We start from the raw sequence: 24223 nt of genomic DNA on the forward strand, positions 1-24223 counted from the left end.
CCCGACCCCGGCGCCTCATGGACCGTCGCTCTTTCCTCCGCTCTGCCACGCCGTTGCTGCCTGAAGCCCTCGCCACGGCAGCCCTGCCTGCAGACCCGCCGTTCGAGTACCTGCCCGGCCGCTTCAGCGACCCGCGCCTGCCGATCCGCTGGACGTCGAGCGAAGCCGAGCGCCCCGCACCGGCGCCGCCCTCGGGCGAGCCGCTCCGCACGCAGACCGGGCTCGAACCCTTCGTCCCCTCCGCCGACGCGCCGTGGGACCGCCGCCGGGCGTTGCACCTCCTCCGCCGCACCGGCTTCGGCGCCCGCCCCGAGGACGCCGACGTCGTGCTCGCCCTCACTCCCGCCGCCGCCGTCGATGCCCTCGTGGACGCCACGCTCGAGGCCTCGCTGCCGCCGGTGCCGCCGTGGATCGACGAGCCGCCGCCGCCGCCCGACGCGCCGCCCGGCGAGCTCGACTCCTACATCCAGCAGACGATCCAGTGGATCTACGACACGGAGCACGAGGTCTACCGCGAGGCGCTCGTGCTCCGCGCCGCCGGAACCGCCTTCCGCGAGCGGCTCGCCCTGATGTGGCACAACCACTTCGTGACAGGCCTCGAGGACTACTTCCTCGCTCCGTGGCTCTACCGCTACTGGACCCTCCTCCGCACGCACGCCCTCGGCGACTTCCGACAGTTCGTCTACGAGATCGGGTTAACGCCGGCGATGCTGATCTACCTCAACGGCATCCAGAACCGCGTCGGCGAGCCGAACGAGAACTACGCCCGCGAACTCCTGGAGCTGTTCACGATGGGGATCACCGGGCCGGACGGCACGCCGAACTACACGCAGGACGACATCGAGGAGTTGGCGCGCGCGCTCACCGGCTGGACCGTCGACCTCTATGGCACGCTCGAGTCCGTCTTCATTCCGCCGTGGCACGATGCGGGGACGAAGACGATCTTCGGCCAGACGGGGACGTGGGGCTACGACGACGTGGTGCCGCTCCTCTTCGCACAGCGCGCGCCCCAGATCGCGTATCACATCGCGGATGTGCTCTACCGCGAGTTCGTCTACGAAGTCCCCGACCCCGACGTCGTCGCCGACCTCGCTGCTGAATTGGAGGCGAACGACTTCCAGCTTGAACCGACCGTCCGCACCCTCCTCCGGAGCGCGCACTTCTTCGATGCCGCTACGATCGGTGCCCGCGTTAAGAGCCCGGCGGGGCTCACGCTCGGGCTCTATCACGAGATCGGGCTCGCCGAGGACATCGAACTCTTCGAGATCACCCGCTTCGTGATGGCGCTCACGAACCAGCGGTTGTTCCAGCCGCCGAACGTCGCCGGGTGGCCGGGCTATCGCGCCTGGCTCGACGCGAACACGCTCCCGCTCCGGTGGCTCTACGGCGACGCCATGCTGCCGCAGCAACAGACGTTGCAGGCCCTCGCGCTCGAACTCCCGAACCCGTTCGACCCGTACGCCTTGACGGCGGACTTCGCGGCGCACTTCTTCGCCGTCCCCGTCGGCCCCGACACCCTCGCATCCTACGTCGAGATCCTCCTCAACGGGATCCCGGACTACGAGTGGAACCCGAACGACCCCGGGGCCGAGGCCCGGTTGCTCGGCCTCGCCGCCCACCTGCTCCGCCTCCCCGAGTACCAGCTGACGTGATCGCGTCACCGATCCCCTGAGCCCATGTGTGACCACGCCCACTCCGGCCCTCGCGCGATCTCGCTCGACCACGGCCGGGACCACGACCGCGATCACGCCGCCTGGACCCGCCGCGACTTCCTCCTGCGGTCCAGCGCCGCCGTGGCCGGGGGCTCCGTCCTCATCGGCAGTACGCCCGTCCGCGCGCTCGGCCACGCCCCCCTCCTCGACCACCTCGCCCGGCTCGAAACGGACCGCGTGCTCGTCCTCCTTCAACTCGGCGGCGGCAACGACGGGCTCAACACCATCGTTCCGGTCACGAACGACCTCTACTACCAGCAGCGCCCGACGATCGCGATTCCCGGCTCTCAGACCGTGCCGCTGGGCGACGACTACGGGCTCCACCCCGCCCTCGGCCCGCTCGAAGCGACGTGGGGCGAGGGGCAGATGGCCGTCGTCCACTCCGTCGGCTACCCCGACCCGAACCTCTCCCACTTCCGCTCGACCGACATCTGGCTCACGGCTTCCGACTCCGAAGAGACGCTGCTGACGGGCTGGGGCGGGCGCTACCTCGACGGCAAATTCCCCGACTTCGAAGCCGATCCGCCGACGTTTCCACCCGCCGTGCAGATCGGCACGTCGGCGCCCCTCCTGTTCCAGGGATCGGGCGTGAACCTGGGAATGTCGCTCGTCGACATCAACCTCTTCCTCCAGATTGCGCAGGGCGGCACGCCCTACGACCCCGCCGACGTCCCGCCCCTCCCCTATGGCGACGAACTCGCCTTCGTCCGCACCGTCGCGAACGACTCGTTTCGCTACCTCGACGCGATCCAGGCCGCCACCGACGCCGCCGACAATGAAGTTGAATACCCCGGCGGCCCGCTCGCGCAGTCCCTGGCCGCCTGTGCCCGCCTCATCAAAGGCCGTCTCGGCGCGAGGATCTACCACGTCACGCTCGGCGGGTTCGACACGCACGCCGACCAGCCCGGCCAGCACGCGAACCTCCTCGGCACGCTCGCCACTTCCGTCCGCGCTTTTTACGACGACCTCGCCGCCTCCGACGACGACGCCCGCGTGCTCACGACGACGTTCTCCGAGTTCGGCCGTCGTATCGCCCAGAACGGCTCGAACGGGACGGACCACGGCACCGCCGCCCCGCTCTTCACCTTTGGCCCCCCCGTCGCCGGCGGGCTCTACGGCGACGGCCCCGACCTCGCCGCCACCGACGCCGACGGCAACCTCGTCCACACGACGGACTTCCGCTCGGTCTACGCCACGCTCCTCACCGACTGGTTCGGGCTCGCGCCCGGCACGGTCGAGGGGATTCTCGGCGGCCCGTTCGGGACGGTCCCGTTCGTAGCGAGCCCCGTTGCCTCGGGCGATGGCGCGGCGCCTCTCGCGTTTGGCCTCGACGCCGCGTACCCCAATCCCTTCCGGGATGCCGCGACCGTGACCTTCCACCTCAGCCGCCCCGGCGACGTGCGGCTCCGCGTCTACGACACCGCCGGCCGCCTCGTCGCCACGCTCGCGGAGGGATCGTTCCCCGCCGGATCGCATGCCGTGCGCTTCGACGCCGGGCGGCTCCCGAGTGGGAGTTACCACGGCGTGCTCGACAGCGCCGAGGGCCGCCGCTCGCGGACGATGACGCTCATCCGTTAGTCCTTCGTATGACCGTGCGCTTTCTCATCTTGATTGGGACCTTACTGTTCACCCCGGGATGCGCCGGAGTTGAAGTCATTCCCGGTGTCACGTCAGAGGAAGACGTTGTAATGAATGTTGCATATGAACACCTACTAGAGGCCGGGGCCATTAATGGGACGTACCAAGTCCGGGGTTCAGTACTGCCTGTCAGGCAGGATAGTTTTCCGATCTATCCCCCCCCGCCGCCGCCTCAGAAACCACCATGGACCGAGCAGTGGCGGGTCTCGTTCGACGTGTTCGACAGCTTCGGCAATCCCGTCGGCGAACTCTCCGTCCTAGTCTGGCGCTTCGACGAAGCCGGCGAGACTCGGTACGAGGTGGGAACGTAGTCAGTATTATGAAGAGAGGGGCGACGCCGGATGGCGTCGCCCCTCTCGCATTCATCGAACCCTGCGGCTTACGACTTCTTCGCGGGCTTCTTCACTTCGGGCGCGCCGTCGCCGGCGTTCGCGGGCTCCGTCGCCGGAGCGCCGTCGCCGAGGCTGCCACCCTCCTGGATGTAGGCGTCGCCGGGGAACTGCTTGACGAACTGCGTCTGGATCGGCTTGCCCGTGCCCTTGTCCGTCGGCGAGGACTCGTGGATGTAGAACTCGTCGTTCGCCTGCGTATCGGTGAGGGCGTACTGCGCCTGCGCGGCCTCGACCATCGACTGGTCGGCGTTGCGTGTGAGGCCGCGGTTGTTCTCGCGGATCTGGAGATCGGCGAGGCGGAGGAAGTGGAGCGCCGCCGCCTTGTCGCGCTCGAAGGCCGCGCCACGCTCGCCCTTGCGGAGCTGCATGTCGAGCTTCGAGAGGACGCACGACCACGCGTACATCAGGATCGCGTTGTCGGCGATCCGCGCCTGCATCACCTGCCGCGTCACGATCGTCTCTTCGAGCCGCTTCGAGGCCAGCTTAAACTCGCGCGAGTGGGTCTGGACATGCTTGGCGAGGAGGTCGGCCTGGCCCTGGAGCGCGGGGTGGAGCCGCTGCACGTCCGCCTTCCGCTGCTTCTTGCCGAGGAAGATCTCGGCGGCGAGCGGCGTCCCCTTCTTTACGATCTCGGGGTTGACGGCGCTGAGCGCGATCCGCTTGAGGTTGTCGAGCGTGCCCGTCTCCTCGTCCCACTCGACGGCGTTGAGCACGCCGAGCATGTACTCGGCGAGCTGCTTCCCGCCGTAGGCGAAGACGAACGACTGCATCACCTCGTTCGAGCCCTCGACGATCCGGTGGATGCGGTTGTCGCGCCAGATCCGGTCGTACTCGTTTTCGGTGACGTAGCCCTCGCCACCCATGATCTGCATGCCGTCGTCGATGACTTTCCAGCCGTAGTCGGAGCAGAACACCTTGCAGGCAGCGGTCTCGACCATGATGTCCTTGTCGTGCCGGTCGAGGAAGCCGCACGTCATGTAGAGCATAGCGTCCATCGCGTAGCAGTAGGCCGCCATCCGGGCAACGTGCTGCTGGACGAGCTCGAAATCGGCGAGGGGGCGGTTGAACTGGTGCCGGGTGCGGACCCACTTCGTGGCCTGGTCGCGCGCCTGCTTCGCCGCGCCCGTGACGCCGGCCGAGAGCGTGCAGCGACCGTAGTTGAGGCACGTCAGCGCCACCTTCAGCCCCTGCCCCTCTTTGTGGAGGAGCTGCTTCGCGGGCACCTTGACATCGGTGAAGCGGACGCGGGCCTGCCACGTCCCGCGGATGCCCGTCTTCGAGCGGTTCTTCTGGAAGATGTCGACGCCTTCCATGTCCGGCGTGACGATGAGCGCGGTGACGCCCTCCTTCGTCTTCCCCGTCTTCGGGTCGGTGATCTTGTGCTTTGCCATCACCGTGAAGAGCCCGGCGAGCGCGCCAGACGTGGACCACTTCTTCTCGCCGTTGAGGATGTAGTGCGTGCCGTCGTCGGAGAGCCGGCACGTCGTCTCCTGCCCGGCGGCGTCGGAGCCGACCTGAGGCTCGGAGAGGCAGAACGCCGAGAGATACTCGCGCGCGACTTTGGGGAGGTACTCGTTCTTCTGCTCCTCCGTCCCGAACAGCATCAGCGCCTTGCAGCCGATCGACTGGTGCGCCGAGACCACGACGGCCGTCGAGCCGCACGTCCGCCCGATCCGTTCGAGGACGCGGTTGTAGCTCGCCACGCCGAGACCGAGCCCGCCGTACTGCTCGGGGATCGTCATGCCGAGCACGCCGATCTCAAAGAGCCGGTCGATGGCCCATTCGGGGATGAATTCTTCCTGGTCGATCTGGATCGCGGGGTGCTCGTTCTTGAGGTAGTCGTCGAGCCGCTGGAGGAGCGCGTCGGCCTTGGCCTTCTCGGCGGCGGAAACCTCGGGGTACGGGAAGACGAGATCCTCGCGGATGCGGCCCCACGTCATGTTCTTGATGAAGCCCATCTCTTCGGGCTCCGGCCCCATCATCGTCTCGGCCTCGCGGATCATCTGCTGATCTTTGGCGGCGACGCCTTTCATGTTGGAGAGGATCGACATAGCAAGTTGGGTAAGTGGCAGAGTCAGAGGAGCGGTCGGGCGTGCGAATCGTCGACGTGCAACGCCGGGTAGCGAAAGCGCTTCCGTTCGAACGGGAACGCGGGCGTCAGGTTCAATCCGAACGTAGAAATATACGGGAGCAGCGCCCCTTTTCACCCGATGTTACCCGAAGGCCGCGGGTGCCGCCGACCCACACCATAGCGACGCAACGTGCTGCGTCTCCGCCAACGATTCGGCGACGTGCCATGCCCGGAGACGCAACGTGTTGCGTCGCTACGGCGGCCTCGGTCGGCCTGCCATTCCCGATCGGGGCGACCGTAATTTCGGCGACTTCGTCCCACCGTCCCATCCTCACCCTTGACGTTCACCGACAAACTCCGCGCAGCCCAGGCCGCCACCCGCTCCCGCGTGTGCGTTGGCCTCGACCCCGATCCGGCGCGGCTGCCGCGCTCGCTCCGCGATCTGCCCCCCGCCGACGCCGTCCTCGCTTTCAACCGCGCCATCATCGACGCGACGGCCGACATCGCCTGCGCGTTCAAGCCGAACCTCGCGTTCTACGAGGCCCTCGGCGCGGACGGTTGGCACGTGTTCGCCGAGACCGTCGCCATGATACCGGACGGCCGCCTCGTCATCGCCGACGCCAAGAGGGGCGACATCGGCAACACGGCGCGGATGTATGCCCGGGCGTTTTTCGAAGGCGTGGATGCTGATGCCGTCACCGTCTCACCGTATATGGGCTCGGACGCGATCACCCCGTTCCTCGAAACAGAAGGCCGGTGCGCGTTCGTCCTCGTTGCCACCTCAAACCCGAGCGGGCCGGAGCTGCAAGCCCTCGTCGCTGACGGCGAGCCGGTCTATCGGCGCACGGCGCGGCTCGCCGTCGAAGCGGCAGCGGAGCGGCCGGGCGAGGCAGGCTTCGTCGTCGGCGCGACGCGGCCGGAATTGCTGGCCGAGATTCGCGCAGCCCATCCCGATGTGCCCTTCCTCGTGCCCGGCGTCGGCGCGCAGGGCGGCGACGCGGCGGCCGTCGTCGCGGCGGCGGGGTCCGGGCCGCTCCTCGTCAACAGCAGCCGCGGCATCCTCTACGCTTCCGACGGCGACGACTTCGCGGCGGCGGCGCGGCGCGCGACGGAGTCGCTTCGGGAGGCACTCGGCGATCCGAATCGGTAGCGGGAGTTACGCGGCGCAGGGGTGTGTGTCTATAGGTGTCGCGCCTCATGGACTTACCCCGCCTCCTGTATGCCCACTCGCCCGCCCCTGCGTTACCGCGACGTCCGCGAAGACCACGACCTCCTCATCGCTCTCCACGAACCCGACGCCCGCGTCCAGCACGTCCCCGAGGCCGTCATTCAGGACATCTGGCGCTGCCTCCGCTTCAACCACGCCGCCCTCACCACGGCGACCGGCGAGGCCGTCGAGGTCTGGCACCCCGGTGCGCTGAACACCGACGCCGGCCCCGACTTCGCCGACGCCCGCATCTGCATCGACGGGCTCTTCTGGTCCGGCGACGTGGAGATCCACCGGACCTCGGGCGAGTGGATCGAGCACCGCCACGACGAAGACCCGCGCTATGACCGCGTCGTGCTCCACGTCACGCTCGTCGCCGACCGCCACACGGGCGAACTCCGCCGCAGCGACGGCACCGTGCTGCCGGAGATCGTGCTCTACCCTCACCTGCACGATGGGCTCCGGACGCTGCTCCACCGGTTTTACGCGACGCCGAAGCCGGATTTCTTCTGCGCGGCGCACTGGGCCGAGGTGCCCGACACCCTCCGCCGCGCCCTGATCCAATCGCTCGGGCGTGAGCGGATCGGTCAGCGGAGAGACGCCCTCGCCGCCGCGTTCCTCACCGCGCCCGACCTCGACACGCTGCTCTTCGAACGTGTGCTCCGCGCCCTCGGCTACGCCAAAAATGCCGAGCCGATGGAAGCCCTCGCCCGCGCCGTCGGGCTCGACCGCCTCCGGCGCCTCACCGACCGGCGCGACGTCGAAGCCCTGTTGCTCGGCGCGGCCGGACTCCTCGCGACGCCACGCGACCTCCTCGGCGCCGACCGCGCTACCGCCGACTACGCCGTCGATCTCCGCGACCGGTTCGACCGACTGAACGCGATTGAGCCCATCCGCACGCTGAGTCCGACGATGTGGAAACGGGCACGGCTCCGCGCAAGCAGCTTACCCGTTCGCCGCATCGCGCAGGCCGCCGCACTCGTCGCTGGGGGCGGGGTTCTCCACCACGACGCCGTGTTGACCCTCGTGCAGGCGACGATGTCGGAGCAGCCGTTGGCAGCGCTGCGGGCCCTGTTCACTGAAGCCGAGCCGTCGCCATTCTGGGAGACGCACCTCCGGCTCGACCGCCCGTGCAAGCCGGGCTCGGCCCGCATCGGCCGGAGCCACGCCGATGGCATCCTCCTCAACGCCGTGCTGCCCGGCCTCCTCCTGCACGCAGAGCAAACGGCCGACACGCCACTAGAAACGCGCGTGCTCGACCTCTTCGAGCAGCTACCAGCCGCGACCGACACGGTTACGCGCCGCTTCGAACGCCACGGCACCGTGCCTGCGAACGGGCTCGAAGCGCAGGGCCTCCACCAACTCTACCGGACGCGGTGCATCGAGGGCCGATGTCTGGCGTGTCCCGCCGGCCAGCACGTTCTCGGCGGCCGCCGGCCGCCGGAGATCGGCGTCGCGTGAGGACGGGACAGGCGCTACCTTCTGCGTTCCTGTCCCGAACCGTCCGACTCCGCCCCGCCGTGCTGATCCGCACCGTCCGCATGACCTTCCGCCCCGACGCCCTCGCTGACTTCCTTGCGATGTTCGAGGCCGTCTCGCCCACGATCCGCAACTTCGACGGCTGTCGGCATCTGGAGCTGTGGGAGGATGCGCGCTACCCGAACATCCTCACCACGTACAGCCACTGGGACAGCGACGCCGCGCTCGACGCCTACCGCCACAGCGAGTTCTTCCGCACGACGTGGGCGCAGACGAAGCGGTGGTTCGCCGCCCCGACCGTCGCCCACAGCCAGAGCGTCCGCATCGGACCGGTTTAAGTACCTCTTTCAACTCCCCCACCATGTGATTGCGAGGAGCGCAGCGACGTGGCAATCTCCTCCATCCTGTGGAGATTGCTTCGCTCCGCTCGCAATGACAAATCAGGGTTTCGTGGAGCATTCTAAAGCGCCAGCTTGACGCCTGCCTGCACCTCGCGGCCCGGCCCGGGCAGCCCGAGTTGGGGGAGCACGACCGAGTCGGCGACGTTGTTGACGCGGGCGAAGAGTTCGGCCGACACGGCGTGCACGGCGAAGCGATAGCCGGCCCGGAGGTGGAGCACGAGCGCCGGGTCGAGGCGGGCGAACGAGCCGGGGGCGTCGGGCGAAAAGGCGACGCCGGTGTACACAGCTTCGGCCGTCGCGTTCGGGCCGAGGCCGGGGTTGTACGTCGCGGCGAGACGACCTATGACGTCAGGCTTCTCGGAGAGGCGGACCGCGTTCCCGTCGCCGTCGAGCCCACGGAGGCGGAGCAGCGTGAGGTGTCCGTCGAGGCGAACGCGCGGGAACGGGCGCACGGCCCCGGCCAGTTCGAGGCCGTAGATGCGGCTCCCACTGAGGTTGACGCGCTGCCGCCGCCCGTCGTTCAGCCGCCGCTGATCGATCGTATCGTCGGTGCGGTTCAGGAAAAGGGTCGCTTCGCCGGAGAGCGCATCACCGCTCCGCCGCACGCCGACTTCGGCAAGCAGGGACGATTCGGGCTTCAGGTCGGGGTTGACGAGGAACCGGTCGAGCGCTTCGCCGAAGAGTTCGCGCAGCGTCGGAAATCGCGTTTTGCGGCCGGCGGCTACGTTGAGCGCCCACGTCGCATCGAGCCGATAGACGCCACCGGCCGTGACGCCGTAGTCGACGAACGGGTCACGGGCCGGCTTATCGCCCGTCTCCGGTGCCGTGAGCGCGTCGAGGCTGAGCCCGGCTGTGAACGTGAGCGGGGCGACGGGCGACGCCTCGGCTTCGAGCCCGATGCTGTAGAGTCCCTGTCGATAGGTCAACGGCGGGTCTGCGCTCCGCTGCCCGTCCTCCACTGCCGTTTCCCGCAGCCGATGCGTCGATGCGAGGGCATTGAGCCCGAGCCGGAGCGTGACCGGCGAGAACCGGTGTTCGACGATGGCGCGACCCCCGAGGGTCCGGTCCTCGTCGTCCTGCTCGCCTTCGAGCCGGTCGTAGGCGACGCCATCGTACTCGGCGATCGTCTGTGCGAACCGGCTGCCCCAGAGCGCGCCCCGCAGCGTCGTCGCCTCGCCGAGCCCGGCCTCGCCGCTGAGGATGAGCATCGACAACCGCCACAGCGGGTAGCGCCAGAAACGGACGGGCTCCACGGCCGGATCGAGGTGCCCCTCGGGCGCGACCCCTTGCTCACCGTCGACGTGGAGTGCGGAGAGCCCGACGCGAGAGCGGACGCCGAGATCGACGGCGACGCGGCCGAAGCCGTGCAGAAGGCGCCGGTCCGTGTTCGTGCGGAGGCGATCGGAGGATTGGTTGAACGAGAGCCCGGCTTCAGCGAAATCGCCGGGGACGGAGAGCCCGTCGCGCTGTGCGTAGCCCGCCGAGCCCACGTACGACACCGTGCCGCGGCGCCCGAGGTGCGTCACCACGCTCTGGGCGAACGCCGACGTCCCACCCTGCGCCGTCGCCTCGGTGAACGCGCCGTCGCCGTCGAGCCCGCGCGACGTGAGGTTGACGGCGCCGCCTAGCACGTTCGCGCCCCACAGCACGGACGGCACGCCCTTCGCCACCGTCACGCCGCCGACGACGCTGCTCGGCACGAGCCCGAGGTCGATCCGGTTGTCCCATGGGATGTTGAGGAGGGCGCCGTCGAAGAAGAGCGCGACCTGCCGCTCGCCGGCGCCGCGGAGATAGACGAGGGATTCGCCGCGCGAGTTCGTCTGCACGTGGGCGGCTGGGATGAGTCGCGCCGCCTGCGCCACGCCCACGGCGTCGAGCCGGTCCACGGCCGCGAGCGGGATGCGCTGGAGCGTCGACGGCGCCACGCGCTCGCCCGACCCCGTGCCGACCACGACTTCGCCGAGGTCGTACTCCCGCAGCGAATCTGCCGGGGCCTGCGCCGCACAGACTCCCGCGCCGCCGAGCATCGCCCATGCCATAGCCATCAGCCGCCAGAAACGTGAAATGTGCAGCATCAAAAGCGAGAAGGCACGTGAACCGAATCCAGCGAGAGGAGCGGGATCGCGTCCCTCCCCCTCGGAGGGGGAGGACAGGTGGGGGTCCGCCACCGGCGGAGGCAGCGGCGGAAGCAGCGGAGCGGGCTCCCCCATGCGTCGCAACCCTCTGCTCGCCTCGCAAGCGAGAGCCGAAAAGGTACGCCCGGCCCTTCGCGGGTTGAAATTGAAGACGGCCGGCTCCCCAAGGCGAGGGCACACTACGATCCGACGTCGCCCGGCGGTGAACCATCGGGCTTACAGGTAAAGGACGCTGAAGCGCCCTACCGTCTCGTCGCCAGCCCCAGCGGGGCTTCGGCTGTGAGCCGGGGATGCGCGCCCCGGCGTGGTCATGGGCGCGTGGCGGGCGATCGCTCTGACTAGCTCCCGTTCAGAACAATTCTGCCGCCGGTGATCGCGTTCTGCTTGCATCCCAGGCCTCGTCTCTGTTGTATGTTCGAGCCCGCCCTTCGCCCGGTCCGCCATGAGTGAGCACAGCCGACAACTTCTCGACGCCCTTCGCCTCCGTCTGCACCGCGCCCGCCAGCGCGTGCTCTCCGCGGAGCTGCTGTTCGGGCTCGTGCTCACGCTCGGCGTGCTCGCCGCGGCGCTCGGACTCGGCGCCGCACTCGAAGCCGGGCTGTGGATGGGGACGGCGGCGCGCCTGCTGTTCTTCGTCGCGTTCCTCCTCGCCGCCGCCGGGCTCGTCGGCTACCTCGTCGTCCGCCCCGTGCTCCGGTATTTCGGCGTGCTGCCGGGGCTCGACGACCAATCGCTCGCCGCGACGATCGGGCGGCGCTTCCCCGCCGTGTCGGACCGGCTAGTGAACCTCCTCGACCTCGCCGACGGCCGCGCCTCCGACTCGCCGAGCGCACTCCTCGACGGGGCCGTGCAGATGCTCGGGCGCGAGATCGAGCCCGTCCCGTTCGAGCGCGTCGAGGATCTCCGGCCCGCGAAGCAGACCGCTCCGTTCGCGGCCGTGCCGCTGATGGGCCTCCTCCTCTTCGGCGTCTTCGCCCCCGCAGCATTCACGGGGGCCGTCCACCGCCTGTTCTCCCCGACCGAGACGTTCGCGCCGCCCGCACCGTTCAGCCTCGTCGTCACGCCCGGCGATGTCGAACTCGTGCGCGGCGAAGACCTCGCCATCGAGATCGCCTTGCGCGGGCGGGCGCTGCCGCGTCAGGCCACGCTCCTCCTCGGCCGCGCCGACGAAGAGCGTACCGACCCCGTCCGCCTCATCGCCGACTCGACGGGGGGCTTCCGTCACGTCGTCACGAACGTCCGCGAGACGCTCCGCTACCGCATCGAGGCCGAGGGCGTGCGGACCGATTGGTTCACGGCGTCGGTCGTCGCGCGGCCGACGGTGCAGCGGTTCCAGGTCGCCGTCCGGCCCCCGACGTACACCCGCCTCCCGCCGCAGCAGCTCGACCCGAACGTGGGCGACGTGACCGGCCTCCCCGGCACCGTCGTGACCGTCCTCGCCGAGATCGGCGGCGTCGCTGTGGACTCGGCGCGCGTCGTGTTCGACGACGGGACGAGCACGCGGCTCGACGTATCGGGCGAGCGAGCACGGGGCGAGTTCACGCTCCGCCGCGAGGGGACGTACCGCCTCGTCCTCCACGGCGAGAACGGCTTCGAGAACGCCGACCCCATCGTCTACACGCTCCAGACGCTGAGCGACGCCGCGCCGCAGATCCGCCTCACCGCGCCCGGCGCCGACGACGCCCTCACCGACGCCCTCCGCACGACCGTCGCCGTCCGCATCACCGACGACTTCGGCTTCGCCCGCCTCCGCCTCTTCTGGCGCCTCGCAGACAGCGACGACGCCGCGTTCGCCCCCATCGACCTCCCGCTCTCGAACCCGCGCCTGCTCGATCAGGATGTCGCCCACGACTGGCTCCTCCGCTCGACCGGCCGCGCCCTCACGCCCGGCGACGTCGTCGAGTACTACGTGCAGGTGTGGGACAACGACGCCGTCGCCGGCTACAAATCGGCCCGCACACCGACGTACACCCTCCGCTTCCCCTCCCTCACCGAGCAGTACGAGCAGCTCGACGAGGCCGGCGACGAGGCCGAGCGCGGACTCGAAGAGATGCTGCAAGACGAGGACGAGACGCGCGAGCAGTTCGAGCAGCTCCGCGACGAGCTCCGCCGCAAGCAGGACACCGACTGGGAGGACCGCCGCCAGCTCGAAAACCTCATGGAGCGGCAGCAGGCCCTCGAACAGCAGGTCGAGCAGGGCGCGCAACAGATGGAAGAGATGCTGGAGCAGATGCGCGAGAACGACCTCGTCTCTGAGGAGACGATGCGGCAGTACGAAGAGCTCCAGCGTGTGATGGAGGAGATCGCCACGCCCGAGCTGATGGAGGCGCTGCAAAAGCTGCAGGAGGCGATGGAGAACCTCGACCTCCCGCAGATGATGGAGGCGATGGAGGAGTTCGAGTTCAACGAGGAGCAGTTCCGCGAGCGGATGGAGCGCGCGCTCGAGCTGTTCGAAAAGATGAAGGCCGCGCAGAAGCTCGACGAGGCGGCGAAGCGCGCCGAGTCGCTCGCCGAGCAGGAGCAGGCGTTGCAGGAGCAGACCGAAGAGCTAGAGGAGCAGCAGGAGTCCGGCGAGCTCAGCGACGAGGAAGCGCAGGCCGAGCAGGACCGGCTCGCCGAGGAGCAGCAACGGGCGAAGGAGGAAGCCGAGGCGCTGGAGCAACTCATGAAAGAGCTGCAGGAGCAGATGGAAGGGATGCAGGGCGCGCCGCAGGACCAGATGCAGCAGATGCAGGAGCAGATGGAGTCGATGCCCGAGCAGATGCAGGAGAACAGCGAGCAGCTCCAGCAGAACCAGTTGCAGGACGCGCAGCAGGGCCAGCAGGAGATGCAGCAGCAGCTCAAGCAGATGTCGCAGCAGATGATGCAGATGGGCCAGCAGATGCAGCAGCAGAAGAAGAGCGCGAACCTCTCCGGCCTCCGCCGCGCCCTCGACGACGTGCTGACGCTCTCGTACGAGCAGGAAACCCTCCGCAGCACGACGACCCAGCAGTCGCAGGACAGCCCCGCGCTCCGGCCGACCGCCGCGCAACAGGTCGAGCTCTCGGCCGGGCTCGCCACCGTCAGCGACTCGCTCCGCAGCCTCGCCCGCGAGGTCCCGCAGATGGACATCGAGATCCAGCGGCGCACCGGCGAGGCCCTCCGCGAGATGGGCCAGTCCGTCTCCGAGCTCGCCGAGCGCCGCGTGCCGCAGGCCGCCGGCCACCAGAAGGCGTCGATGACGCACCTCAACGACCTCGCCCTGCTGCTCTCGGACCTCATGGACCAGATGCAGAACCCCTCCTCCGGCTCGGGCCAGGGCACGCCGTCGATGCAGCAGATGATGCAGCAGCTCCAGCAGATGAGCGGCCAGCAGCAGCAGCTCAACCAGCAGCTCCAGCAGATGCTCAACGACATGCAGGGCCAGCGGCTCTCGCAGGACCAGCAGGGCCGGATGCAGCAGATGCGCCAGCAACAGGAGGCGCTCCGTCAGCAACTCGAAGAGATGGCGCGCAGCGGAGAGCTCGACGCCGGAACGAAGAGCCAGCTCCGCCGGATCGCCGAGGAGATGGAAGAAGTCGCGCGGCAGCTCGACGGCGGGCGGATCTCGCGGGAGACGCGCGAGCGCCAGCAGAACATTCTCACCCGCCTCCTCGAAGCCCGCGAGTCGATCAACCAGCGCGGCAAGAAGCCCGAACGCGAGAGCCAGACCGGCGACGACCGCCCGCAGTCCGCCCCCGGCGAGCTACCGCCGACGGACGAAGTCGACCGCCTCCGCCGCGACCTCATCCGCGCGCTCGAAAGCGGCTACGCACCCGACTACCAGGAGCTCATCAAGCGCTACTTCGAACTCCTGCAGCAGCGGAACGGCTCGTGACGGAATCACGCCGCCGCGCTTGCGGCTGCCACGTCATGACGTGGCGAGGTGGGCAGACACGTGGGTCTGCCCCTACGTTCGTGGAAAACCGACGCGCCGTAGGGGCGACCCCATGGGGTCGCCCTGTCAGGATCGGCCCTTACGTACCCGCTGACCTGCCGCGCTCCTCCCCTCTCGCTTACCGCACCTCAATGTCGCCGTACGACACGATCCGGCTGTCCGTCGTAAAGATGCGGATGCGGAAGAGCCGGGCGGCATCGCCCCCGGTTTGCCTCAGGAGCGTCGGGCTGAACGTGAGCGTGTAAAACGGACCGTTCCCGTCGTCGCGGTCGAGTTCGACGAATTGGCGGGGGTTCGTGTCGGTGAACCCCGTCGCCCGCACGCCGCCGGTGAGCGCGTCGTCAAACGTGTCCTGCACGACGATCGTGACGAGACCGTTGCGGTCGACCGGGTTCGGTGAGGCCGGGACGACCTCGACGCTGCCCTGAAAGGCGGGCGCGACACGCCAATCGTCGGGGTCGGACTCGCCGAGGATCTCGCCGGAAGCGCTCGTCCGCGTAATCCCCGACGGCGAGAGCTGCGATTCGAGGAAGAACTCGTCCTGCCCGGCGTTCGTGTCGCAGGCGGGCAGGAGGCAGAGGCAAACGGAGGCGAGGAGCAGCGTTCGTATCATGGAGCGAATCCAGTTCTGATCTGTGCAGCGGAGTCCACAAGGGCGCCCCTCGCCGGGTTCCCTCCGCCCCGATCCCGCCTCATGCCGGTCTTTTCCGCCGACGCGCTCCACGTCTCCCTCGACGGCCGACCCATCCTGCACGAGCTCACCTTCACGGTCGAGCCAGAGACGTGGACGGCGCTCGTCGGGCCGAACGGGAGCGGGAAGACGACGCTGCTGCGGACGCTCGGCGCGCTCCTCCCCTATTCGGGCACGCTCACGCTCGACGGGCAGCCGGTCCGCTCGTGGAAGCCGCGCGACCTCGCGCAACGGCTCGCGTTCGTCCGCCAGAGCCCGTCGCTCGCGTTCGACTTCACCGTCGAGGAGTTCGTCCTCCTCGGCCGGGCCCCGCACCACGGCTGGCTCGAAGGCTTCTCGGCCGGGGACCGCCAGCGCGTCCGCGCCGCCCTCGCCGAACTCGACCTCCTCGGCTTCGCCGACCGCGCGCTCGACACCCTCTCCGGCGGCGAGCAGCAGCGCGTCCAGCTCGCCCAGGCGATCGCGCAGGAAGCCGGCGTCCTCCTCCTCGACGAGCCCACGGCCCACCTCGACGTCCACCACCAGTTCGACGGGATGGACCGCGTCGCCGCGCTCACGCCGCGTCGCACCGTCGTCGCCGCCTTCCACGACCTCGCCTTCGCCGCTCGCTACGCCGACCGTCTCCTCGTGCTCGACGGCGGCCGGATCGTGGCCGACGGCCCACCCGCCGCCGTGCTCACCCCGGACCTCATCCGCTCCGTCTTCCGTATGAAGGCCGACGTGGTCGCCGCCCCGGACCGCCCGCTCGACATCCGCTACCTAGCGCCTGTGTGAGTTTTGAGGTTGAGGTTGGAAGTTCGAGGTTCTGCGAGGACGATCGAGCGTACCCGACTTCGAACCTCGTACCCCAAACCCCGAACCCGTGAAAGTCTATACCCGCACCGGCGACGACGGCACAACCGCCCTCTTCGGCGGCGACCGCGTCGCAAAGACGCACCCGCGCATCGCCGCCTACGGCACCGTCGACGAAGCCAATGCTGCGCTCGGCCTCGCCCGCGCCCTCCTCAGCGACGCCCCCGGCGCCGACCGCGCCGATGCCATCCTCGACCGCATCCAGCAAGAACTGTTCGTGCTCGGCGGCGACCTCGCCTCGCCCCACGCGACCAAGTATCCGGTCCCCCGCGTCGAAGCCAGTCACGTCGAGCAATTGGAGCGCGACATCGACGCGCTCGAAGAGGACCTGCCCGCGCTGAAGCACTTCATCCTGCCAGGCGGGTCGCCGGGCGGGGCCGCGCTCCACGTCGCCCGCACCGTCGCCCGCCGCGCCGAACGCCACACCGTCGACCTCGGGAAGATGGAGGAGGTGAACGACCACGCGGCACGCTACCTCAACCGGCTGTCGGACTTCCTCTTCGTCCTCTCGCGCTGGGTCAACCACCGCGCGGGCGTGCCCGAAGCGAAGTGGGTGCCTGTGGACAGGAAGACGCCGAAGCTCGACGGCGAGGACGCTTGAGCTAGCCTGTCCTTGCGAGGAGCGCAGCGACGCGGCAATCTCCTTCGGCCAGCTAGTCGTACGGAGATTGCCGCGTCGGCCTGTCGGCCTCCTCGCAATGACAGTCAGGGCGTTTTCTTCCGGCCGCGCGCCGGTTTCTCCGGCCCCGCCTCCACCGTCAGCGTCTCCGTCACGGTCTCCTCGCCGAGGGTGAGCGTCACGGTGTAGCTGCCGGGCGTGAGGTAGACGCGGCCGTCGTCGGCCTCCTCCTGCTCATCGCGGACTTCGTCGGGATCGACGGTCAGGTTGTACGTCGCCGTGTTCAGGCCGCGCTCGGCGTCGTCGAACGTGGCACTGAGGAGGGTGCCGGTCGAGTCGGTGACGGTGAGGGTGGCCTGGCCGGCGGCGGGCGCGAAGTACGTGATCGCGACCTCGGGCCGGCTCGGCTCGTTCCACGCCCAGCCCCGGTCGCCCCAGCCCTCGCTGTGGCGGACCGACTCGATCTCGAACAGCTGTAGCCCATCCGCCACAGCCTCCGCCGTCAGCGCGCGGACGTGTTCGAGATCGGCGATCCAGATCGACCGGCCGTGCGTGCCGACGACGAGATCGGCGGCGCCCGCGTGAATCACGGCGTCGTGGACGGGCGCGTTCGGGAGCCCGCTCGCCGCGCCGGAGCCCATCATCGTCATGAACGTGGCGCCGCCGTCGAGGCTCGCGTAGAGCCCGTGATCCGTTCCGACGAAGAGCAGGTCGGCGTTCTCCGGGTCCTCGACGATCACGTTCACGGGCTCGGCCGGGAGGTCGGTGCCGATCCGCTGCCACGTCGCGCCGAGGTCGTCGGAGCGGTAGACGTAGGCGTCGAAGTGGTCCCAGCGATAGCCGTTGAGCGCGGCGTAGAGCCGCTCGGTGTCGTGCGCCGACGTGACGACACGGCTGACCCACAAGTCCGGGGGCAGGCCGGCGGAGACGTTCGTCCAGCGGTGCCCGCCGTCTTCGGTGACGTGCACGAGCCCGTCGTCGCTGCCAACCGCGATCAGCCCGAAGCGTCGGGGCGACTCGGCGATGCTCGTGAGCGTGCCGTAGGGCACGTCGCCCGCGATCCCGCCGCGCGTGAGGTCGGCGGAGATCGCCTCCCACGTATCGCCCCGGTCGAGCGAGCGGTGGAGCTTCTGCGAGCCGAGGTAGAGGATGTCCTGGTTGTGGCGCGAGAGGTGGATCGGCGTCTGCCAGTTGAACCGGAGCGGGCGCTCGCCGAGGTCGTGCTCGGGCGTGATCCGGGTGCTTTCGTACTCCGCCCCCGGCGCGGGCCGGTCGAGGCGGAAGTAGTTGCCGAACTGGAATCCGGTGTAGACGGTGTTGTTCGTCCGCGTGTCGATCTCGACCTGCATCCCGTCGCCGCCCATGATCCAGTCGAAGGCGTAGTCGCCCGAGGCGCGCCAGCCGGCATCTGACGGGTCGTGCGTGTGCGGGCCGGCCCAGACGCCGTTGTCCTGCAGCCCGCCGTAGACGTGGTACGGCTCCTGCGTATCCACGGCGACGGTATAGAACTGCCCGACGGCCGGACTGTTGGCCTTGAACCACGAGTCGCCGCCGTCATACGAAATGTTGATCCCGCCATCGTTGCCGTTGACGAGGTGGCCGGGCTTGTTCGGGTTGACGTAGAGCGCGTGGTGGTCGGCGTGGACGTGGTCGCCGTCCACCGCCTTCCACGTCACGCCGCCATCGGTGGAGACGACGAGCGGGACGCCGAGGAGCCAGAGCCGGTCGGGGTCGTCGGGCGCGACGCGGATTTCGCCGAAGTAGTAGCCGTAGGAGAAGAACAGGTCGTCGATGTAGTCGTCGTGCGTGCGCGCCCACGTCGCGCCGCCGTCGTCGGATCGGTAGACCTCGGCCCCGACGACCGGCGTGTCGAAGAGCTGGGCGTTCGCGTCTTCGAGGTAGTCGACGAGCGCGACGGGCTCCAGCCTCCCGTCCTCCACCATCTCGATGAGCGACTGCGCGGTGTACGAGAGCGGGAAGCCGTTGCGATCGAGGTACTCGTTCAGCTCCTCCTCAGCGAGAGCGAGGAACGTGGCGCGGCTCATCGTGCGGAGCGCGTCCTTCGTCAGCGTCGGCGCGTCCTCGTCCTCCTCGTCGGGCCGCCGGGCCTGGTTGTCGAGCGAGGCGAAGAGCACTTGGGGAATGCCCGGATAGACCGTGAGGCCGATCCGCCCGACCGTCTCGCCCGTCGGGAAGCCGCTCGCCGGGGTCGTCACGAGCGTCCACGTGTCGCCGCCGTCCGTCGATTTGTAGATGCCCGAGCCCGCGCCGGCCTCGGTGAAGTCCCACGCCCGCCGCGTCCGCTCCCACGCCGAGGCGTAGAGCACGTCGGGGTCGGCCGGGTCGATGACGAGGTCGACGATGCCGGCGTCGTCGTTCACGAAGAGCGTCTGCGTCCACGTCGCGCCGCCGTCGGTCGTCTTGTAGAGGCCGCGGTCGGGGCTCGGCGAATAGAGCGGACCGAGCGCGGCAACGTAGGCCGTCTCCGGGTCGTCGGGGTGGATGATGATGCGGCCGGTGTGCTCGGTGTCGGCGAGGCCGAGGTGCTGCCACGTGGCCCCGCCATCCGTGCTCTTGTAGATGCCGGCCCCGGCATACGAGGAGCGGCTCGAATTATTCTCGCCGGTCCCGAGCCAGATCGTCTCGCCGTCGCCCTCGGCGTCGCGCCAGTCCACGGCGATGTCGCCGAGCGTCATCACGGCCTGATCGTCGAAGAGCGGCTCGAAGGAAGCGCCGCCGCTCGTCGTCCGCCACAGCCCGCCCGAGGCGTAGGCGACGTAGAACGTCGTCGGGTCGAAGGGCGAGACGTCGACGTCGGTGACGCGCCCGCTCATCACCGTCGGGCCAACGCTACGGAAGGGGACGTTGTTGACGAGCGAGCGGTCGCGCAGTGCCCGGCGGGCAGCGAACCCGGCGAGGCGGGCGTCGGCCGGGGTCGGGGCGACGGCGTTCGGTCGTTCGAGCGCATCCGCAGCTTCGGACGGCTGCGCAGCGGAGGCCGGGGTGAGGAGGGCGAGGCAAAGCGCGAGCGGGGCGAGGCGGAGCATGGGCAGCGGGCGAAGGGGAGGTCGTCTCGTATCTTGGCGGGGCGCCGCCGAATGATAGGCACAACCCCTCTTTCTTGCCCTTCCCGACCCCATGCTTCTCAAGCGATTCTCCTCCTCCGGCCGCCCCAAAGGATTCTCCCGCTTCGAGGACGAAGCCGAAGACGTCACGCGCGACCCCGAGCGCGTTCGCGGCGTCGTCCGCGACGCCTTCCACAAGATCTCCGAGCACCGGAAGGACATCGGCCGCATCGGTGCCGACCTCCCCGTACTGCTCCGCCTCGCGCGGGCGTGGGCCTCGGGCGACTACCGCCGCGTCCCGCTCAAGTCGATCGTCCTCGTCGTCGCGGCCGTGCTCTACTTCCTCAACCCGCTCGACCTCATCCCCGACTTCCTCCCCGTCATCGGCTACCTCGACGACGCGGCCGTCGTGGGCTACGTGCTGCGGACGCTCCAGCAGGAGCTAGAGATTTTCCGCGCGTGGGAAGTCGAACGCTTCCTAACTTCGTAGCCGTACGCCCGGAGCCGAAGCCTCTGGGGACCTGCCACGCCGAGCGTCTTACCCCGATGCCCCGCTCCCTCTCGCGCGCCCGCGCGCTGTGCGTCGCATTTCTCGTGCTCCCGGCCGGCTGCGCCACCGAGCGCACCGTCCTCCCCGCCACCTCGCCCGACCTCCCCGACCACTTCGTCGTCGGTGCCTTCGACAGCGCGGAGACGACGGAGCCCGCGCCGGGCAGCGCGTGCCGCAGCCCGCTCGTGGACCCGCGCGACGGGACGCGGCTGATCCTCTTCGAGTCTACACCGGGCCGCGGCCTCTACGAAGTCCCCGACGGCCGCTACGGCCTCGACGACGACTATCTCTTGCAGGTAGACTGCGGGACCGGCCGCGCCCTCGGCATCGTCCGGCGTTGAGTTCACGATACTGAGGTCACGACGCCGTCCGCGCCTGCCCCGTCGGGCAGAGGTCGAGGACGGGGCAGCGCGGGCACGCGGGGTTCTTCCAGAAGCAGCACCGCTGCCCGTGGAGCATGAACACTTCGTGGTGGTCGTACACCGTGCGGGCGTCCCACTCGGCGGGCATGAGCGCCGCGAGGGCGTCGTGCGCCGGGCCGACGGGCATGGATTCCGGGATGAGCCCGAGCCGCTGCGCGACGCGGTGATGATGGCTGTCCACCGGCAGCGCCGGGCGGCGCAATTCGCTGAAGAGGAGTGTCGCCGCGCTCGTTTTCGGTCCGACGCCCTTCAGCCGTTCGAGCCACGCCCGCGCCTCGGACACGGGGAGGTCAGCGAGGAAACCCAGCGAGAGCTCGCCGCACTCGTCGGTGATGGCGCGGAGGACGGATTGGACGCGTGGCGCTTTCTGCTCGGGCCACGTGCACGCCGACACGGCCGCTTCGACCTCGGCGGTGGGCGCGTCGCGGACGGCCTCCCACGTCGGGAAGCGCTCGCGGAGGCAGGCGTAGGCGCGACCGGAATCGCGGTTTTTAGTGCGGTGCGAGAGGAGTGCGGAGACGAGTTCGCTGAGCGGGTCCTTGTCCGAGAAGAACGGGACCGGGCATTCATAGGCCGCGCACAGCCGGTCGTGGACGGCGAGCGCCTTCGCGCGGAGCGCGGGATCGGGAGAGGATGACATGGTTGATCACACGCTCGCGCTCCGAGCGGGTTGCCCATCCGCCGGGTGAGCCCGCTTCCGTAGTTTCGTTTCTCAGCCCGAGTTGTGCGGAATAGCACCGCCCCACTTCTCCTGTCATCCTGAGCGACGCGAAGGATCTCCCTCGCCACGAAACGCCTCGCAGGACAGATCCTTCCCTGCGTTCAGGATGACAACAGGATAGGGCGCACCTCGGGTTTCTTGCTCGCCCATGACGTACTCGCCGATGACCGTCCGTCCGATCTCCCCCGCCGAAACACGCCCGCTGCGCAGCGAAATCCTCCGCCCCGGCCAGCCCCCCGACTCCCTCGTCTACCCCGGCGACGACGCGCCCAGCAGCTTCCACGCCGGCGCCTTCGTGGACGGCGAGATCGTCGGGATCGCCACCGTCTACCCCGAGCCGATGCCGCCCGAATCGGCCGCGTTGCTTTCCGACGTGGACTTCGATCCGGGCAACGCCTTCCGTCTGCGCGGCATGGCGACGCGCGCGACGCTGCAAGGGTCGGGCCTCGGGCGCGCCGTGCTCACGCGGTGCATCGAACACGTCCGCGGCGCCGGGGCCGAGGTGCTGTGGTGCAACGCCCGCCTCGGCGCGCTGGGCTTCTACGAACGCCTCGGCTTCGCAGCGGTCGGCGACGAGTTCGACATCGCGGGCATCGGGCCGCACTTCGTCATGTGGAAAGACGTGCGCCGCGCCGGCTAACCGGAAGGTGACGCTCCGCAGCATTCCGCTCCGTACGTGCCATCCGATTGACAATCCGGCAAGCCTGCTGTTATCCTGCTTCCCCCCGTGCGGTTACCCCGTGCTCGTCCTCCTCCCCCGCCTGACCTCGTCGCCATGAAAATCCCTTCGCTCGTCCTCCGCCAGCTCTACACGTTCGGCAGTCTCGCTCGCGAGAACGGCGGGGTCCGCTTCAGCCTCAAGAACCGGCTCTCCGACGTCACGCTCCTCCGGCTCACCGAGGTCAGCATCGACGGCACGACGATCCCGGCGGACCGCCTCTCGCTGGAGCTCTCCGACGGCACCACGCGGCCCGCGTCCGCCCTCTCGCCGGATCGGCCGATCCCGCTCCCGCTCCGCGAGGTGATCCACCTCAAAGCCCGCGACACGGACCTCGGCGACGGCGTCCACCACATCCAGATCGGCTTCGACACGGACGGCTTCGGGAAGCTCTCGTTCAAGGTGAAAGACGCCGTGACCGAGCGCGACGAGAACCGCGTCCGTATCCCGCGCGACACCGAGGACGACTACTCCGAGGACGCCATCGCCGAGCGGCAGCAGTTCGTCGAGGAGTTCACGGGGACGAAGCTGGAGCACGTCCCGCACTACTCGTTCGACCCGCACGCCTTGCAGGGGAATGTCGAGAGCTTCATCGGCGTGGCGCAGATCCCGCTCGGCATCGCGGGACCGATCACGGTCCACGGCGAGCACGCCCAGGGCGACTTCCTCATCCCGCTCGCCACGACCGAGGGCACCCTCGTCGCCTCGTACAACCGGGGGATGAAGGTGCTCAACATGTCCGGCGGCGTGAAGTGCACCGTCTCTGAGGACTGCATGCAGCGCGCGCCCGTGTTCATCTTCGAGTCCGCCCGCGAGGCCCGCGACTTCAAGGAGTGGTTGAACCACAACATGGGCCCCATCCGCGAAGCCGCCGAAGGGACGACGAGCGTCGGCAAACTCGTGTTCATCGACACGTACCTCTCCAACAACTTCGCCTTTTGCCGCTTCAACTTCACGACGGGCGACGCCGCCGGGCAGAACATGGTCGGCCGCGCCACCTTCGCCGCGTGCTCGTGGATCCTCGACAACAACGACACAATCCGCCGCTTCTTCCTCGAGAGCAACTTCGCCACCGACAAGAAGGCGAGCCAGGTGAACATCATGCGGACGCGCGGCAAGCGCGTCACGGCCGAGTGCACGATCAAGGCCGAAGTCCTGCGCCAGCACATGCGCGTCGAGCCGAAGGGGCTCTACTACCACTGGGGCATTGCCGGCGCGATCGGGTCGATCCTCTCCGGGGCCAACAACAACGGGCTCCACTCGCCGAATGGCATCACGGCCATGTTCATGGCGACGGGGCAGGACGTGGCGAACGTCTCGGAGTCCTCAGCCGCCCTGCTCTACTGCGACCTCACGCCCGACGAAGACCTCTACATGTCGATCACGATCCCGTCGCTCATCATCGCGACGCATGGCGGCGGGACGGGCGGGGCGACGCAGCAGGAGTGCCTGAAGATGCTCGGCTGCGTGGGCCGGGGGAAAGCGAAGAAGCTGGCCGAGATCATCGCCGGCGTCGTGCTCGCGGGCGAGATCTCGCTCGCCTCCGCCATCTCGTCGAACGACTGGGTATCGAGCCACGAGCAGTACGGCCGCAACCGCTAGCGTACCGGCTCTGGATTTAGCCCGATTCTTTG

Annotated in this window: 18 protein-coding genes; 13 read left to right on the forward strand and 5 right to left on the reverse strand. The window is 69.1% G+C overall.

What is annotated here, in order from left to right:
• The first annotated feature begins 17 nt into the window (after positions 1 to 17).
• From ABJF88_03280 to ABJF88_03290, 3 genes are read left to right on the forward strand one after another with little or no spacing between them, the layout of a single operon-like run.
• Positions 18 to 1652, forward strand: a complete 1635-nt coding sequence (locus ABJF88_03280) for a DUF1800 domain-containing protein (GenBank protein MEP0545927.1) — start codon at positions 18 to 20, stop codon at positions 1650 to 1652.
• Positions 1653 to 1676: 24 nt separating this feature from the next.
• The gene (locus tag ABJF88_03285; GenBank protein ID MEP0545928.1) at positions 1677 to 3290 is read left to right on the forward strand and encodes a DUF1501 domain-containing protein; all 1614 of its coding nucleotides are present in this window, start codon (positions 1677 to 1679) and stop codon (positions 3288 to 3290) included.
• A gap of 8 nt (positions 3291 to 3298) precedes the next feature.
• Positions 3299 to 3661 carry a hypothetical protein gene (locus ABJF88_03290; GenBank protein ID MEP0545929.1) on the forward strand — a complete coding sequence of 121 codons (363 nt, stop codon included), beginning with the start codon at positions 3299 to 3301 and terminating at the stop codon, positions 3659 to 3661.
• A 68-nt stretch (positions 3662 to 3729) separates the two neighbouring features.
• Here ABJF88_03290 and ABJF88_03295 read toward each other — a convergent pair whose 3' ends face one another.
• Positions 3730 to 5793 carry an acyl-CoA dehydrogenase family protein gene (locus ABJF88_03295; protein ID MEP0545930.1) on the reverse strand — a complete coding sequence of 688 codons (2064 nt, stop codon included), beginning with the start codon at positions 5791 to 5793 and terminating at the stop codon, positions 3730 to 3732.
• Between the two features lie 357 nt (positions 5794 to 6150).
• Between ABJF88_03295 and pyrF the strand changes: the two genes are divergently transcribed.
• The 3 genes from pyrF (at position 6151) to ABJF88_03310 (ending at position 8837) form a co-directional block, all read left to right on the forward strand.
• Positions 6151 to 6963 (forward strand): orotidine-5'-phosphate decarboxylase, encoded by an 813-nt coding sequence (pyrF, locus tag ABJF88_03300; protein MEP0545931.1) that lies wholly within the window; start codon positions 6151 to 6153, stop codon positions 6961 to 6963.
• A 69-nt stretch (positions 6964 to 7032) separates the two neighbouring features.
• A complete protein-coding gene (locus ABJF88_03305; GenBank protein ID MEP0545932.1) occupies positions 7033 to 8481 on the forward strand; it encodes a DUF2851 family protein in 1449 nt (482 codons plus the stop codon).
• A 59-nt stretch (positions 8482 to 8540) separates the two neighbouring features.
• Positions 8541 to 8837, forward strand: a complete 297-nt coding sequence (locus ABJF88_03310; GenBank protein MEP0545933.1) for an antibiotic biosynthesis monooxygenase family protein — start codon at positions 8541 to 8543, stop codon at positions 8835 to 8837.
• A gap of 122 nt (positions 8838 to 8959) precedes the next feature.
• Here ABJF88_03310 and ABJF88_03315 read toward each other — a convergent pair whose 3' ends face one another.
• Positions 8960 to 10975 (reverse strand): TonB-dependent receptor, encoded by a 2016-nt coding sequence (locus ABJF88_03315; GenBank protein ID MEP0545934.1) that lies wholly within the window; start codon positions 10973 to 10975, stop codon positions 8960 to 8962.
• Between the two features lie 502 nt (positions 10976 to 11477).
• Between ABJF88_03315 and ABJF88_03320 the strand changes: the two genes are divergently transcribed.
• Entirely contained in the window at positions 11478 to 14891 is a 3414-nt protein-coding gene (locus ABJF88_03320; GenBank protein MEP0545935.1) for a DUF4175 family protein, read from the forward strand.
• Positions 14892 to 15069: 178 nt separating this feature from the next.
• Here ABJF88_03320 and ABJF88_03325 read toward each other — a convergent pair whose 3' ends face one another.
• Positions 15070 to 15564, reverse strand: a complete 495-nt coding sequence (locus ABJF88_03325) for a hypothetical protein (GenBank protein ID MEP0545936.1) — start codon at positions 15562 to 15564, stop codon at positions 15070 to 15072.
• Between the two features lie 81 nt (positions 15565 to 15645).
• Between ABJF88_03325 and ABJF88_03330 the strand changes: the two genes are divergently transcribed.
• Both ABJF88_03330 and ABJF88_03335 read left to right on the forward strand, forming a co-directional pair.
• On the forward strand, positions 15646 to 16416 hold the full coding sequence (locus ABJF88_03330; GenBank protein MEP0545937.1) for an ABC transporter ATP-binding protein: 771 nt from the start codon (positions 15646 to 15648) through the stop codon (positions 16414 to 16416).
• An 88-nt stretch (positions 16417 to 16504) separates the two neighbouring features.
• Positions 16505 to 17095, forward strand: a complete 591-nt coding sequence (locus ABJF88_03335; GenBank protein MEP0545938.1) for a cob(I)yrinic acid a,c-diamide adenosyltransferase — start codon at positions 16505 to 16507, stop codon at positions 17093 to 17095.
• A gap of 104 nt (positions 17096 to 17199) precedes the next feature.
• On the opposite strand, the gene ABJF88_03340 is transcribed toward ABJF88_03335, so the two are convergent.
• On the reverse strand, positions 17200 to 20160 hold the full coding sequence (locus ABJF88_03340; GenBank protein ID MEP0545939.1) for a glycosyl hydrolase: 2961 nt from the start codon (positions 20158 to 20160) through the stop codon (positions 17200 to 17202).
• Positions 20161 to 20251: 91 nt separating this feature from the next.
• Here ABJF88_03340 and ABJF88_03345 point away from each other — a divergent pair, with 91 nt between their 5' ends.
• Together ABJF88_03345 and ABJF88_03350 are read left to right on the forward strand one after the other, a co-directional pair.
• Positions 20252 to 20668, forward strand: coding sequence for a YkvA family protein (locus ABJF88_03345; protein MEP0545940.1), 417 nt, complete (start codon positions 20252 to 20254; stop codon positions 20666 to 20668).
• Between the two features lie 56 nt (positions 20669 to 20724).
• Positions 20725 to 21069: a hypothetical protein gene (locus tag ABJF88_03350; GenBank protein ID MEP0545941.1), complete on the forward strand. Its 345-nt coding sequence runs from the start codon at positions 20725 to 20727 to the stop codon at positions 21067 to 21069.
• 16 nt (positions 21070 to 21085) lie between these two features.
• On the opposite strand, the gene ABJF88_03355 is transcribed toward ABJF88_03350, so the two are convergent.
• Positions 21086 to 21790: a Fe-S cluster assembly protein HesB gene (locus ABJF88_03355; protein ID MEP0545942.1), complete on the reverse strand. Its 705-nt coding sequence runs from the start codon at positions 21788 to 21790 to the stop codon at positions 21086 to 21088.
• Positions 21791 to 22034: 244 nt separating this feature from the next.
• On the opposite strand from ABJF88_03355, the gene ABJF88_03360 reads away from it, so the two are divergent.
• On the forward strand, positions 22035 to 22511 hold the full coding sequence (locus ABJF88_03360; GenBank protein MEP0545943.1) for a GNAT family N-acetyltransferase: 477 nt from the start codon (positions 22035 to 22037) through the stop codon (positions 22509 to 22511).
• Between the two features lie 135 nt (positions 22512 to 22646).
• Positions 22647 to 24191, forward strand: a complete 1545-nt coding sequence (locus tag ABJF88_03365; protein ID MEP0545944.1) for a hydroxymethylglutaryl-CoA reductase — start codon at positions 22647 to 22649, stop codon at positions 24189 to 24191.
• Positions 24192 to 24223: the final 32 nt, after the last annotated feature.

This window comes from Rhodothermales bacterium (genome assembly GCA_039944855.1).
Lineage (GTDB): Bacteria > Bacteroidota > Rhodothermia > Rhodothermales > JANQRZ01 > JBBSMX01.

Excerpts from the sequence above, each read along its gene's own strand:
- ABJF88_03285 (MEP0545928.1), top strand. The coding sequence starts at position 1,677 with ATGTGTGACCACGCCCACTCCGGCCCTCGCGCGATCTCGCTCGACCAC.
- ABJF88_03305 (MEP0545932.1), top strand. The coding sequence starts at position 7,033 with ATGCCCACTCGCCCGCCCCTGCGTTACCGCGACGTCCGCGAAGACCAC.
- ABJF88_03360 (MEP0545943.1), top strand. The coding sequence starts at position 22,035 with ATGACCGTCCGTCCGATCTCCCCCGCCGAAACACGCCCGCTGCGCAGC.
- ABJF88_03365 (MEP0545944.1), top strand. The coding sequence starts at position 22,647 with ATGAAAATCCCTTCGCTCGTCCTCCGCCAGCTCTACACGTTCGGCAGT.
- ABJF88_03320 (MEP0545935.1), top strand. The coding sequence starts at position 11,478 with ATGAGTGAGCACAGCCGACAACTTCTCGACGCCCTTCGCCTCCGTCTG.
- ABJF88_03350 (MEP0545941.1), top strand. The coding sequence starts at position 20,725 with ATGCCCCGCTCCCTCTCGCGCGCCCGCGCGCTGTGCGTCGCATTTCTC.
- ABJF88_03330 (MEP0545937.1), top strand. The coding sequence starts at position 15,646 with ATGCCGGTCTTTTCCGCCGACGCGCTCCACGTCTCCCTCGACGGCCGA.
- ABJF88_03295 (MEP0545930.1), bottom strand. The coding sequence starts at position 5,793 with ATGTCGATCCTCTCCAACATGAAAGGCGTCGCCGCCAAAGATCAGCAG.
- ABJF88_03345 (MEP0545940.1), top strand. The coding sequence starts at position 20,252 with ATGCTTCTCAAGCGATTCTCCTCCTCCGGCCGCCCCAAAGGATTCTCC.
- ABJF88_03325 (MEP0545936.1), bottom strand. The coding sequence starts at position 15,564 with ATGATACGAACGCTGCTCCTCGCCTCCGTTTGCCTCTGCCTCCTGCCC.
- ABJF88_03280 (MEP0545927.1), top strand. The coding sequence starts at position 18 with ATGGACCGTCGCTCTTTCCTCCGCTCTGCCACGCCGTTGCTGCCTGAA.
- ABJF88_03340 (MEP0545939.1), bottom strand. The coding sequence starts at position 20,160 with ATGCTCCGCCTCGCCCCGCTCGCGCTTTGCCTCGCCCTCCTCACCCCG.
- ABJF88_03290 (MEP0545929.1), top strand. The coding sequence starts at position 3,299 with ATGACCGTGCGCTTTCTCATCTTGATTGGGACCTTACTGTTCACCCCG.
- ABJF88_03355 (MEP0545942.1), bottom strand. The coding sequence starts at position 21,790 with ATGTCATCCTCTCCCGATCCCGCGCTCCGCGCGAAGGCGCTCGCCGTC.
- ABJF88_03315 (MEP0545934.1), bottom strand. The coding sequence starts at position 10,975 with ATGCTGCACATTTCACGTTTCTGGCGGCTGATGGCTATGGCATGGGCG.